At 73.7% G+C, this 12,220-nt stretch carries 12 protein-coding genes; 4 read left to right on the forward strand and 8 right to left on the reverse strand.

What is annotated here, in order from left to right; all coding sequences use genetic code 11:
- Nucleotides 1–17: 17 nt before the first annotated feature.
- The 4 genes from AOA12_RS07455 to AOA12_RS07470 all read right to left on the reverse strand — a co-directional run bounded on the left by AOA12_RS07455 (nt 18) and on the right by AOA12_RS07470 (nt 3,696).
- Nucleotides 18–794 carry an ABC transporter ATP-binding protein gene (locus AOA12_RS07455; RefSeq protein ID WP_054681611.1) on the reverse strand — a complete coding sequence of 259 codons (777 nt, stop codon included), beginning with the start codon at nt 792–794 and terminating at the stop codon, nt 18–20.
- Nucleotides 791–1,840: a FecCD family ABC transporter permease gene (locus AOA12_RS07460; protein WP_054681613.1), complete on the reverse strand. Its 1,050-nt coding sequence runs from the start codon at nt 1,838–1,840 to the stop codon at nt 791–793. The genes AOA12_RS07455 and AOA12_RS07460 overlap by 4 nt, the downstream gene beginning before the upstream one ends.
- On the reverse strand, nt 1,837–2,883 hold the full coding sequence (locus tag AOA12_RS07465) for an iron chelate uptake ABC transporter family permease subunit (protein ID WP_054681615.1): 1,047 nt from the start codon (nt 2,881–2,883) through the stop codon (nt 1,837–1,839). Before AOA12_RS07465 ends, AOA12_RS07460 begins: the two co-directional genes overlap by 4 nt.
- Nucleotides 2,884–2,952: 69 nt before the next feature.
- On the reverse strand, nt 2,953–3,696 hold the full coding sequence (locus AOA12_RS07470; protein WP_054681617.1) for an AraC family transcriptional regulator: 744 nt from the start codon (nt 3,694–3,696) through the stop codon (nt 2,953–2,955).
- 173 nt (nt 3,697–3,869) lie between these two features.
- Between AOA12_RS07470 and AOA12_RS07475 the strand changes: the two genes are divergently transcribed.
- Together AOA12_RS07475 and AOA12_RS07480 are read left to right on the forward strand one after the other, a co-directional pair.
- Nucleotides 3,870–4,883, forward strand: coding sequence for an ABC transporter substrate-binding protein (locus AOA12_RS07475; RefSeq protein ID WP_054681619.1), 1,014 nt, complete (start codon nt 3,870–3,872; stop codon nt 4,881–4,883).
- Nucleotide 4,884: 1 nt separating this feature from the next.
- The gene (locus AOA12_RS07480) at nt 4,885–6,663 is read left to right on the forward strand and encodes a siderophore-interacting protein (RefSeq protein WP_054681620.1); all 1,779 of its coding nucleotides are present in this window, start codon (nt 4,885–4,887) and stop codon (nt 6,661–6,663) included.
- Between the two features lie 42 nt (nt 6,664–6,705).
- Here AOA12_RS07480 and AOA12_RS07485 read toward each other — a convergent pair whose 3' ends face one another.
- Entirely contained in the window at nt 6,706–7,278 is a 573-nt protein-coding gene (locus AOA12_RS07485) for a YdeI/OmpD-associated family protein (protein ID WP_156366649.1), read from the reverse strand.
- A 74-nt stretch (nt 7,279–7,352) separates the two neighbouring features.
- Here AOA12_RS07485 and AOA12_RS07490 point away from each other — a divergent pair, with 74 nt between their 5' ends.
- Entirely contained in the window at nt 7,353–9,146 is a 1,794-nt protein-coding gene (locus AOA12_RS07490; RefSeq protein WP_054681624.1) for an ABC-F family ATP-binding cassette domain-containing protein, read from the forward strand.
- Here the strand turns inward: AOA12_RS07490 and AOA12_RS07495 are convergent.
- Entirely contained in the window at nt 9,076–9,609 is a 534-nt protein-coding gene (locus tag AOA12_RS07495; protein WP_082406060.1) for a winged helix-turn-helix transcriptional regulator, read from the reverse strand. The genes AOA12_RS07490 and AOA12_RS07495 overlap by 71 nt on opposite strands.
- 1 nt (nt 9,610) lies before the next feature.
- Nucleotides 9,611–10,750 carry an NADH:flavin oxidoreductase gene (locus AOA12_RS07500; protein WP_082406061.1) on the reverse strand — a complete coding sequence of 380 codons (1,140 nt, stop codon included), beginning with the start codon at nt 10,748–10,750 and terminating at the stop codon, nt 9,611–9,613.
- A gap of 188 nt (nt 10,751–10,938) precedes the next feature.
- Here AOA12_RS07500 and AOA12_RS07505 point away from each other — a divergent pair, with 188 nt between their 5' ends.
- Nucleotides 10,939–11,466 (forward strand): PaaI family thioesterase, encoded by a 528-nt coding sequence (locus AOA12_RS07505; protein WP_054681626.1) that lies wholly within the window; start codon nt 10,939–10,941, stop codon nt 11,464–11,466.
- On the opposite strand, the gene AOA12_RS07510 is transcribed toward AOA12_RS07505, so the two are convergent.
- The gene (locus AOA12_RS07510; protein ID WP_054681628.1) at nt 11,438–12,160 is read right to left on the reverse strand and encodes a TetR/AcrR family transcriptional regulator; all 723 of its coding nucleotides are present in this window, start codon (nt 12,158–12,160) and stop codon (nt 11,438–11,440) included. The genes AOA12_RS07505 and AOA12_RS07510 overlap by 29 nt on opposite strands.
- Nucleotides 12,161–12,220: the final 60 nt, after the last annotated feature.

A 12,220-nucleotide genomic window follows, 5' to 3' on the forward strand; every position in this document is an offset into this window, starting at 1 on the left:
AGCGGCTCGCGTCGTCCTCACGCGCGCCCCGGCAGCACGACCGGCACGCCCGTGTCGGGATCGGCGATGACGCGCGCCCGCAGGCCGAACAGCTCGAGCAGGAGCGCCGCGTCGACGACGTCGGAGGGAGATCCCTCCGCGACGATCCCGCCGTCCTTCATCGCGATGAGGTGCGACGCGTAGCGCGCCGCCTGGTTGATGTCGTGCAGCACCGCGACGATCGTGCGCCCCTCCGCGCGCAGGCGCGAGACGAGCTCGAGCACCTCGATCTGATGCCCGATGTCGAGGAACGTCGTCGGCTCGTCGAGCAGGAGGATCGGCGTCTCCTGCGCGAGCGCCATCGCGATCCACACGCGCTGCCGCTGTCCGCCGGAGAGCTCGTCGACGTGCCGGTCCGCGAGCTCCGACACGCCCGTCGCGGCCATCGCCGCGGTCACGGCGCGCTCGTCGTCGGCCGACCAGCTCGACAGCACGCTCTGGTGCGGATAGCGGCCCCGGCCCACGAGGTCGGCGACCGAGATCCCGTCGGGGGCGAGCGGGCTCTGCGGCAGCAGGCCCATCCGCCGGGCGACCTCCTTCGTCGACAGGCGCCGGATGTCGCCGCCGTCGAGCAGCACGCGTCCGGCCGTCGCCGGCAGCAGGCGCGACAGGGCGCGCAGCAGCGTCGACTTGCCGCACGCGTTGGGCCCGACGATCACCGTGAGGCCGCCGTCGGGGATCCGCACGTCGAGATGCTCGAGGACGCCGCGCGTGCCGTAGCCGGCGCGGAGCCCCTCGGTCGCGAGCCGTGTCATCCTCGTCCTCCTCGGGTGTGGCGCCGGCTCTCCCTGATGAGCAGCGCCAGCAGATAGACGCCGCCGATGCAGATCGTGACGGCACCGGTCGGCAGGGTCACGCCGGCGAACGCGTGCTGGGCGATCACGTCGGCGCCGAGCAGCAGCACCGACCCGGTCAGCGCCGCGCCGGCGAGGTCGCTCGAGGCGCCGCGTCCCGTGAGCCGCTGCGCGACCTGCGGGGCCGCGAGCGCGACGAAGGCGATCGGCCCCGCCGCGGCGGTGACCGCCGCCGTCGCGGCGACGCCGAGCACCATGAGGGCGGCCCGCGTGCGCTCCAGCGGGATGCCGAGCATCGCCGCGGCGTCGTCGCCGAGCTCCAGGCGGCGCATCCGCCGCTGCGCGGCCGGCGCGCACAGCAGCACCGCGAGGATCGCGAGCGCCGCGACCCCGAGCGTCCCCCAGTCCACCGCGGCGAGCGAGCCCGCGCCCCAGACGGCCGCGCGCAGTGCCAGGTCGACGTCGGCGCGCGTGCTGAACCAGGTGTTGAGCGAGCCGAGCAGGGCGCCCGTCGCGATGCCCACGATGATGAGCCGGAACCCCTGCACGCCCCGGCGGTAGGCGAGCAGGTAGACCGTGAGCGCCGTGAGGATGCCGCCGATGAGCGCGCCGGTCGTGTATCCGAGGTAGCTCGTCGCGCCGAGGAGCATCGCGACGACGACCCCCGTGTACGAGCCGGTGCTGAAGCCGATGACATCGGGGCTGCCCAGCGGGTTCCGCGTGAGCGACTGGAAGACGCCTCCCGAGATGCCCAGCGCGGCGCCGAACAGCAGCGCGGCGGCCACGCGCGGCGCGCGCCACTCGACGACGACCTTGCGCACAGGCCCCTCGGCCCGCCCGAGCAGCGCCGCTACGACGTCGTCGCCGCCGACGTCGTAGCTGCCGAGCGTCATCGACCACACCGCGAGCACGAGCGCGACCACGAGCAGGGCCGCCCACACGAGCAGCGAGCGGGCGGTCGTGCGCACCGACAGGCCGCCGGCGCGCAGGACGATCGCGGCGCTCACAGCGCCCGCGCCCGTCGGCCGCGCACGAGGGCGATGAGCACCGGCGCCCCGAGCAGCGGCAGGACCACGCCGACCTGCAGCTCGGCGGGGAAGACGACGAGCCGCGCGAGGATGTCGGACGCCAGCACGAGCACGGGGGCGAGCACGGCGGAGTACGCGGTGACCCACACCCAGTCGGGACCGGTGATCCAGCGCACGGCGTGCGGCACGACGAGCCCCACGAACAGCAGCGGGCCGGCCGCGGCGGTCGCGGCCCCGCACAGGAGCGTGACGGCGACCACGACGCCCGCGCGCGCGAGGCCCACCCGCAGCCCGACGGCACGGGCGGCGTCGTCGCCGAGCGCGATCGCGTTGAGCGGACGCACGCAGAACGCGGCCACGACCGCGCCCAGCACGATCGCCGGCAGGATCGCCTCGATCGTGCCGGCGGGACGGTCGGTGATCGTGCCCGCGCCCCAGAACCGCATGCGGTTGAAGGTGTCGACGTCGATCAGCGCGAGCGTGTGCGAGAACCCCGTGAGCACGGCGGCGAAGGCGACGCCGACGAGGGTGAGGCGCACGGGGGAGCCCGATCCGCGACCCGTGCCGGCGGCGAGGTAGACGATCGCGGAGGCCGCGATCGCCCCGGCGAACGCGAACGGCAGGTACTCGTGGATGCTCGTGACGCCCAGGAACGCGACCGCCAGCGCGATCGCGAATCCCGCGCCGGCGTTGACGCCGAGGATGCCGGGGTCGGCGAGGGGATTGCGGGTGAGCGCCTGGATGAGGGCGCCCGAGACGCCGAGCGCGACGCCCACGAGCACGCCCAGCACGGTGCGCCCGAGCCGCGCCTCGGTGACCGTGACCTGCGTCGCGGAGCCGTCGGGATCGGCGAAGGCGCGCCAGACGACGTCGAGCGGCAGCATCGCCGAGCCGATCGCGATGCTCAGCAGCACGAGCGCGGCGAGCAGTGCCGCCGACAGCAGGATGCCGATCCAGCGGCGTCGCGAGCGATGCCGCCGCGGCGGCGCGGCGACGGTCGCGGGGATCGTCTGTGCGGTCATGTGCGCTCCTCTGAACGCCGACACGCTAACAGCAGTCGCGGGCCGCGACCGCTGCATCCGGCCTCGCGCTCATCCCCGTGCGAGCGCCGTTCGCGCGTCGCGGCTGAGCGCGTCGGCGGGCAGGCCGGTCTCGCGGCTGAGCGCCTTGAGCAGTCCCGTGCGCGTCGTGAAGCCCGACATCCGGGCGGCCGTCGACAGCTCCCCGCCGCCGAGGATGTGCGCGACCGCCGCGTTCAGACGGGCGCGCACGCGCCAGCGCGAGAACGGCAGCTCCGTCTCGGCGAGGAAGATGCGCTGCACCTGCCGCGTGCTCATCCGGTGACGGGCGGCGAGCTCGTCGAGCGGGAGCGGCAGACGCACGGCATCCCTCGCCAGCCGGCGCGCCGCCGGGTGCTCGGGGAAGACGACCGAGAAGTACGGGCGCGACACGCTCCGCAGCACCTCGCCCAGCGCACGGCGGAAGGGGACGACCTGCGCCGCGGTCTCTGGGGCGGCGACGAGCGCCGTCGTCATGACGTCGACGAGGGCCGGCACGACGCCCAGCGCCCGCACGGGCGACGGGGGCGTGACATGGTCCTCGAGCATGGGGCCCAGCACCATGCCGCCGTCGCGGATGCGCACGGCGTGCGGCACGTGCGGCTGCAGCCAGGCGGCCTCGTGGGCGCGCAGGGGGATGTCGATGCCGTCAACGGTGAGGATCGCCACGCCCGTGACGACGTAGACGAGATGCGGCACGTCGTGCTCGTGGGTGTCGTGGCCGAGGAAGCGGATCGAGTTCGCGGGAACGGTGCTTCCGAGTGCCGTGGCGCGCACGTTGTCTCCCTCCGAGGCATGTCGCGTCTGTCGCCGTCGATGTCGCCTCCGTGGCGATCCGGCGGTGTGGTGAGAATAGCCTCACCTTACCCCCCTTTGCGCGGCGGTCGCCCTGCTCCGTCCGTCGCGCTCGGGGGCGCCCGATCCGCAGCACTCCGATCAACGAGGTCCTCATGTCCAGATTCACCCGCGCCCTCGCGGTCCTTCCGCTCGCCGCCGTCCTCGCGCTGGCGTCGTGCGCCGGCGAGACGACGCCGCGCACCGACGCGCCCGCCGCGTCGTCGTCGGAGAGCGCCGCCGCCGAGGCCACGACGCGCGTCGTCACGACCGACCAGGGCGAGGTCACGATCCCCGCGGACCCGCAGCGCGTCGTGCTGCTGAACTTCGCGCTCGCCGGCTACCTCTTCGACCTCGACGTGCCGGTCGTCGGCCTCACGCAGGAGGACTTCGACTACGAGGCGTCGTTCTCCGACTTCTGGGCCGACGACGCCGAGGCGCAGGGCACCGAGTTCATCTCGTGGAGCGGCGACGGCTTCGACCTCGAGGCGATCCTCGCGCTCGAGCCCGATCTCATCGTCGGGGGCGGGGTCGGCTTCCCGCTCATGCTCGCGACGCAGGCGTACGACGACCTGGGCGACATCGCGCCCACGGTCATCGTCAGCGGCACCAAGGCCACGTGGCAGGAGCAGTTCTCGTTCCTCGCGGGCGACGTCTTCGGCAAGGGCGAGGTCTACGACGAGGCGCTCGCCGCCTACGAGAAGCGCGTCGACGAGGTCGCCGCGGCGATCACGCCGCCGCCCGCGCCGTCGGCGTTCCTGTCGATCCTGCCCGACGGCCGCGTCTTCGTCGCCCGCGAGGACATGGGCCTGCCGGTCGTCTTCGCCTCGGTCGGGATCGAGGCCGCACCCCTGTGGGCGACGGGCGACTACGAGCCGTACACCCCCGGCGGGGACTCGTTCGAGCTGTCCACGGAGCAGGTCGGCCAGGTCGTCACGCAGCCGTCGGTGTTCATCACCGGCTTCAACACCGACATCGGCGACATCGACGCGCTCTCGCAGAACCCCGTGCTCGCCGCGCTGCCGTCGTTCCAGAGCGGCGACGCCCACGTGCTGCCCTACTGGGTGGCCCGCGGCGACTACGACGAGGCGCTCGCGCTGCTCGACATCATCGAGGAGCTGTTCGGCTGACATGGCACCGCGCGCATTCACCTCGCATCCGCTGGTCGTGCGCCGCGTCACGGTGCGCCGCATCGAGGAGGTCACTCCCCGCATGCGGCGCATCGTCGTGGGCGGCGAGGCGCTGGGCGACACGGTCGTCGACGGCCATCCGCACCGCGCGTTCGCCGCGCCGGGCTTCGACGACCACGTGAAGCTCGTCTTCGCGAACGACGGCGACCTGGAGGCGGCGCTGCCGCTGCAGCTTCCGCACGGCATCGAGTGGACCTCGACCGACAACCGCGTCACGCGCGACTACACCCCCCGCTGGATCGATGCGGACGCCGGCGAGATCGCACTCGACTTCGTGCTGCACGGCGACGGCCCCGCGGCATCCTGGGCGCAGGCCGCCGCGGTCGGCGACGCGCTCGCGTTCGTGGGCCCGAAGTCGTCGGTGCGTCTGCCGGGCGACATCGACTGGATCGTGCTCATCGCCGACGAGACGGGCCTGCCCGCGGTCGGCCGCTTCCTCGACGAGCGCCCCGTCGACGCGCCCGCGCACGTCGTGCTGCTCGTCGAGGACGAGAGCGGGGCGCAGCAGCTGACGCTGCGCGACGGCGACACGGTCGCGTGGCACGTCGCCGCCGCGGGCGACGCGGCGGCGGTCGAGGCCGCCGTGCGCGCACTGCCGCTGCCGGAGGAGGGGAGCGGCTACGTCTGGGCGGCCGCCGAGAGCCGTGCCCTCCTTCCGGTGCGCCGCTACCTGCAGCGCGAGCGCGGACTCGCCAAGGACCGGCTCAACATCACGGGCTACTGGCACGTCGACGTCACGCAGGAGGGCGAGGCCGTCGTCGCCGACGACGCGCCGCCGCCCCTGCAGCCGCCGGCGTCTCCCGTGCCGTGGCTCGTGACCCGCGCCGCCGTGCAGCTCGGCATGATCGACGCTCTCGCCGACGGCGCGGTCGCGCGGGACGCGCTCGCGGCGCGGCTCGGCGTCGGCGAGGGCGCCCTGGCCGCGCTGCTGCCGGTGCTCGTCTCGTCGGAGATCGTCGCGGTCGACGGCGACGATCTCCGGCTCGGCAGGATGGGCGACGAGCTGCTCGACGAGCACCACCGCGAGGAGTTCGACGGGCTCGAGGCCGACGCCGTGCTCGCCCTCGCCGAGCTGGCGCCCGCGGCCCGCGCCGGCGTGTCGCCGTGGCGGAGCGCGCACGGGGAGACCCTCGCCGAGCAGGCGCGCGCCCGCGGCGCGCACGTCGACGAGCTCGTCGAGAACGCGGGCCGCCTCGCCTACCTGCTCGACGGGCTCGCGGCGCACGAGATGTGGGAACGGGTCTCGAGCGTGCTCGTCGCGGGCCCGGGAGCGCCCGCGGTCGTCGGCGCGCTGGAGGACGCCGGCCGCTCCGGCATCGCGATCGCCGTGCACGAGCACGGGCGCGTGAGGGAGGCGCTGCGCGACGAGGTCGAGCGGCCCGGCGGCCTGTCGTGGGGAGCCGCGCCCGCCGACGTCGCCGTGCTCGCCCTCGCCCTCGCGCACCGCACCGACGCCGAGGCCGTGGCGCTGCTCGGCGAGGTCGCCGCGTGCACGCGCCGGGCCCTCGTGATCGAGTCGAGCAGGCCCGACGCGCTGAGCGCCGACGCCGACGCGCACGGTGCGGTCGTCTACGCGATGACCGGCGCGCCGTTCCGCACGAGCGATGCGCTCGCGGCGCTCGCGGCGGATGCCGGATGGCGGCGCGAGCAGTCGATCCCGCTCGGATGGGGCGTCGAGGTCACGGTGCTGGTGAGAGACACGGTGCTGGTGAGCGACTGAGCCCGCGCGGGAGAGATCCCGGGCCGCGCGGGCCGCGCGGCCCTACGGCGCCTCGCCGCGCTGCAGCGCCGCGACGAGACGCGCGATGCGCGCCGCGCGGGTCTTGTCGGTCGCGGCGGTGACGACGCGGTGCAGCACGGCGTAGCGGCCCTGCGCGTTGAGGCCGGCGAACACCTCGGCGGCGGGCGGATGCGCGTCGAGCGCCGCGCGCAGGTCGGCCGGCGTCTCGATCGTCGCGGAGCCCGCGTAGGCGCGGTCCCACCGCCCGTCGCCGCGGGCGCGCTCGACCTCGGCGAGCCCGCGCGGCCGCAGCCGGCCCTCCTCGGCGAGGCGGGCGATGTGCCCGACGTTGCGCGCCGACCACATGCTGCGGGCGCGCCGCGGCGTGAACCGCTGGCGGTAGGTCCGCTCGTCGATGCTCTTGCTCTGGCCGTCGATCCAGCCGCTGCACAGCGCCTCGTCGAGGGCCTGCGCGTACGAGAGCGAGGTCGGCTCCGTGACGCCCTTCTTCGCGAGCAGCAGCCACACGCCGTCGGGCTCGTGCTCGTGCTCGTCGAGCCATGCGCGCCACGCGGCGGCATCCGCTACGACGAGGATCTCCGGTTCGGTCACGATCCGATCCTGCCGCACGCCCCCGACATCCGCGAGGGAGAGGCTGGCGCCCGCGCGACGGCTACCCTGGGAGGGACATGGCGCATCTTCTCGGGGCCGAAGCCCTGCACCTCGAATTCCCCACCAAGGTCGTCTTCGACGGCGTCTCGCTCGGCGTCGACGAGGGCGATCGCATCGGCATCGTCGGCCGCAACGGCGACGGCAAGTCGAGCCTGCTCTCGATGCTCGCGGGGCGGCAGGAGCCCGACGCGGGCCGCGTGACTGTGCGCGGCGGCGTGCGCGTCGGCATGCTCGACCAGGCCGACGTGCTCGCCGACGACGACACCGTCGGGCACGCCGTCGTCGGCGACCGCCCGGAGCACGAGTGGGCGGGGGATGCCGGGGTGCGCGACGTGCTCGCCGGTCTCGTGGCCGACCTCGACTGGGATGCCGCGATCGGCTCGCTCTCGGGCGGTCAGCGTCGCCGCGTCGCGCTCGCGCGCCTGCTCGCGGGCGACTGGGACGTGCTCGCCCTCGACGAGCCGACGAACCACCTCGACGTCGAGGCGATCTCGTGGCTCGCGCAGCATCTGAAGCGCCGCTGGCCCGCGAACGCGGGGGCGCTGCTCGTCGTGACGCACGACCGTTGGTTCCTCGACGAGGTGTGCACGCGCACGTGGGAGGTGCACGACCGCATCGTCGAGCCGTTCGAGGGCGGCTACGCCGCCTACATCCTGCAGCGCGTCGAGCGCGACCGGCAGGCCGCCGCGATCGAGGCGCGGCGGCAGAACCTCGCGCGCAAGGAGCTCGCCTGGCTGCGCCGCGGGGCGCCCGCGCGCACGTCGAAGCCGCGCTTCCGCATCGACGCGGCGAACGCGCTCATCGCCGACGTGCCCGAGATCCGCAACGCGACCGAGCTGCGGTCGCTCGCCGTCGCCCGCCTCGGCAAGGACGTCGTCGACCTCGTGGACGCCGGCGTCTCCTACGGCGACCGCGAGGTGCTGCGCGGCGTCGAGTGGCGCATCGCGCCGGGGGAGCGCACCGGCATCCTCGGCGTCAACGGCGCCGGCAAGTCGACGCTGCTGGGGCTCGTGGCGGGCACCGTCGAGCCCACCGCCGGACGCGTCAAGCGCGGCAAGACGGTCAAGGTCGCGACGCTCACGCAGCGGATGGACGAGCTCACGCCGCACCTCGACGACCCCGTGCGGGTCGTGATCTCACGGCTGCGCACGACCTACACGTTCGGGAGCGGGTCGAAGGCGCAGGAGCTGACGCCCGGTCAGCTGCTGGAGCGCATGGGCTTCTCGTCGGCGCAGCTGTCGACGCCCGTCAAGGACCTCTCGGGCGGGCAGAAGCGGCGCCTGCAGCTGCTGCTCATCCTGCTCGACCAGCCCAACGTGCTCATCCTCGACGAGCCGACGAACGACCTCGACACCGACATGCTGGCGGCGATCGAGGATCTGCTGGACTCGTGGGCGGGGACGCTGCTGGTGGTCTCGCACGACCGGTATTTCATGGAGCGGGTGACCGATCAGCAGTACGCGGTGCTGGACGGGCGGCTGCGGCACCTGCCGGGCGGGGTGGACGAGTACCTGAGGCTGCGGGCGGCGTCGGGTGCTGCGCCGTCGTCATCGGTGAAGGCTGCTGATCAGAAGCCGTCTTCCACGCTTTCCGGCGCCGAGCAGCGTGCTGCGGAGAAGGAGCTCGCCTCCCTGGAGCGCCGCATCGAGAAGCTGCAGCAGCAGGCAGCGGATGCCCGCGCGAGGCTCGCCGATCTGGACCAGTCCGACTACGAGCTGCTCGGCGCGGAGATGGCGAAGATCACGGCGCTGGAGGACGAGGCGGCCGGTCTCGAAGAGCGGTGGCTGGAGCTGTCCGAGCTCGTGGAGTAGCCCGGGGAACGCGCACGAACCGCACGTCCTCGGGCGCGACCGCGCGCCCGTCCGCGTCGACGAGCTCGGCGTGCACGCGCACCTGGCGGTCGGCGGTGACGGGAACCACGCGCAGCTCGGGGTCTTGCGGAACGTGGGCGTGCCCCCACTGCTGCATCGCCACCAGCACCGTCTTGAGCTCTTCCCCCGCGGGGGTGAGCTCGTACGCGTCGCGGGTGCGCTGACCCGGCTCCCGGTAGGGGGTCTTCGCCATCACGCCGTGCGCGACGAGCGACGCCAGCCGCGCGGACAGGACGTCGGAGGCGATGCCGAGCGCATCGCGGAACTGCGCGAACGTCCGCGCTCCCAGCAGGGCCTCGCGCACCAGCAGAAAACTCCACGTGTCGGTCAGGACGCCGAGGCTGCGGACGATCGCGCACGGGTTCTCGAGCGCCTGGGCGAGGGTCGGCGACGGGCGAGGCATCTCAGACCAGCTCGGCCTCGTGGGCCTTGTCGTAGAGGCGGATCTCGTCGAGCCGGCCGTCAGCGAGCTTGCGGGTCCATTCGGCATCCGAGAGCACCGCCCGTCCGAGGCCGACGAGGTCGAACTCTCCCCGCTCGAACAGCTCGAGCAGGCGCGCCAGGCTCAGCGACGGAGTCACGGCGTCGTCCTCGCGGAACGGCGACGCGACGCCGATCGAGCCCAGGGCGATGGTCGGAAGGCCGGTGAGGGCCTTGGTCCAACCGGCCAGCGTACGCTCGTCGCCGTCGAAGGCGGGGAGCCAGTAGCGGCGGGTGGAGACGTGGAAGCCGCTGACCCCCGCGTCGGCGAGCGGCGCGAGGATCGTGTCCAGCTCGTGCGGCGTGCTCGCGATGCGGGCGTCGAAGTCGGATCCCTTCCACTGCGAGTAGCGGAACACCACGGGAAAGCCCGGGCCGACGACGTCTCGCACCGCCGTGACCACCTCCGTGCTCAGGCGGGCGCGGGATGCCGGCGTGCCGCCGTACGGATCGGTGCGCCGGTTGGTGCGCGACCACAGGAACGCGTCCAGCAGGTATCCGTGCGCCCCGTGCAGCTCGACGCCGTCGAACCCGATCTCCTTCGCGGTCGCCGCGGCCCGGGCGAACGAGGCGATGACCGCGTCGATGTCGGCGACGGACGCGGCGATCCCGCGGGGTGCGCCGTCGAAGCCGACGCCGGAGGGACCGAGCACCGGTGCGTCGGGTCGGGGGCCCGTGCCCTCGCGGCGTGCGAGGCCCACGTGCCACAGCTGGGGGAGGATCCGACCGCCCTCGTCGTGCACGGCGTCCACGACGGCCTTCCAGCCGGCCGCGGCATCCTCGCCGTAGAACCGCGGCACCCGGTCGCTGCTCCCCGCGGAGGGATGGTCGACGTAGGTCCCCTCGGTCACGATCAGGCCCAGGTGAGCGGCCCGGCGACGATAGTAGTCGGCCACGTCCGCGCCCGGGACGCCGCCGGGGGAGAAGGCGCGCGTCATCGGCGCCATCACGAACCTGTTCGACAGCTCCACGCCCGACAGCGTGAACGGAGTGAACAGGGGCGCCGGATCGGCGCCGTCGAGCAGGGTCCGCGCGGGCGCGGGCTGGTTCGTCGTCTGCGTCATGTCTTCCTCCAACCGCGGCGGGGCGCCGATCGTTCCCCTCCGGCGCCCGCCAGTGCCTCTGTGACGCCCGATGACGTCGACCCGCGGACGTGCGTCCATCTGGGTTGCTAAAACCAACTTAGCCCCGATAGGCTCGGCGGAGCCACCAGCTGGGCGACGCCGCCCACGACAGACGGGGAGGACGCGGCATGCGTGACACCACGTTCGAACGCGACGCCGGAGAGCGATCGCGCACCATCCGCTACCAGGTCCCCGGCACGGACAAGCGGGCGCTGTTCGCCCGATCCGGCATCGAGCAGCTGCGTGCGCTCGCCGCGGGAGACGCGCCGCCGCCGCCGATCAGCAGCCACATCGGCCTCGAGATCGTCGCCGTGGACGACGGCGACGTCGTGATGACGGCGGTGCCCGACGAGTCGCACTACAACCCGATCGGGTCGGTGCACGGCGGGTTCTTCGCGACGGTCCTCGACTCGGCGTGCGGGTGCGCCGTGCACACGACCCTGCCCGCCGGCGTCGGCTACACGAGCCTGGAGATCAAGGTCTCCTTCCTGCGCCCGATCACCGCCGACACCGGTCGCGTCACCGCGCACGGATGGGTCACCCGCCGCGGGCGGGGCGTCGCGTTCGCCGACGCCGACATCCGCGACGAGGAGGGCCGCGTCCTCGCGACCGCGTCGAGCACCTGCCTCATCGTCGATCCGCGCCCGGCCGTGTGACGGCTCCGGACGCCGAGAGGGTGGCGTCGAGTCCGGCGATGGTGGTGTCGACCACGAAGCGGTAGTACTCCCAGCGCATGCGCGCGGCGGCCTGCCCGCCCTGGGCGAAGCGACCGATGAACTCCTGGCCCATCGCCCGCACGTGATCGGATGCGGTCGCCATCTGGCGGAACTCGGCCATCATCGTCGCGTGGTCGCGCGGCCCGTCCTCCTCGTGCTGGAGCCGGTCGTCGCCCATCGAGACGCTGAGCATCGCGTTGTTGAGCAGCGCCGCGTACGCGAACGCCGCGCGCTCGCCGAAGCCCGCATCGCCGAGCCTGGACATGCCGGCCTCGAGCACGGGCAGCACCGCGGGCAGCGTGGGCCCGTGCATCAGCATCCATTTCGCCGTGCCGGGATACTCGGAGGCCGTCGGTCCCGCGGAGTACAGCAGGACGCGGAACCACTCCTGCCACGGCAGCCGCGGATCGGGCAGCGCGATCCGTTCGAGCATCCGCTCGACCACCGCGCGGCACAGCAGGTCCTTGCCGCCGACGTGGTGGTAGATCCCCGACGCCGCGATCCCGAGCCGGGCGGCCAGATCGCGGATCGACCAGCTCATCAGATGCGTCTCGCGGGTCAGCTCCACCGCCGCGTCGACGACGCGCTCGGGGGTGAGCCCCACATGGAACGGGGCGGGATCCGTCGCGGCCACGGTGGCTCCTCCGGCCCGGCTCGCGGGCGCTGAATGTACGGGAGAGTTTGAGGCAAGGCT

This window comes from Microbacterium sp. No. 7, assembly GCF_001314225.1.
Classification (GTDB): domain Bacteria; phylum Actinomycetota; class Actinomycetes; order Actinomycetales; family Microbacteriaceae; genus Microbacterium.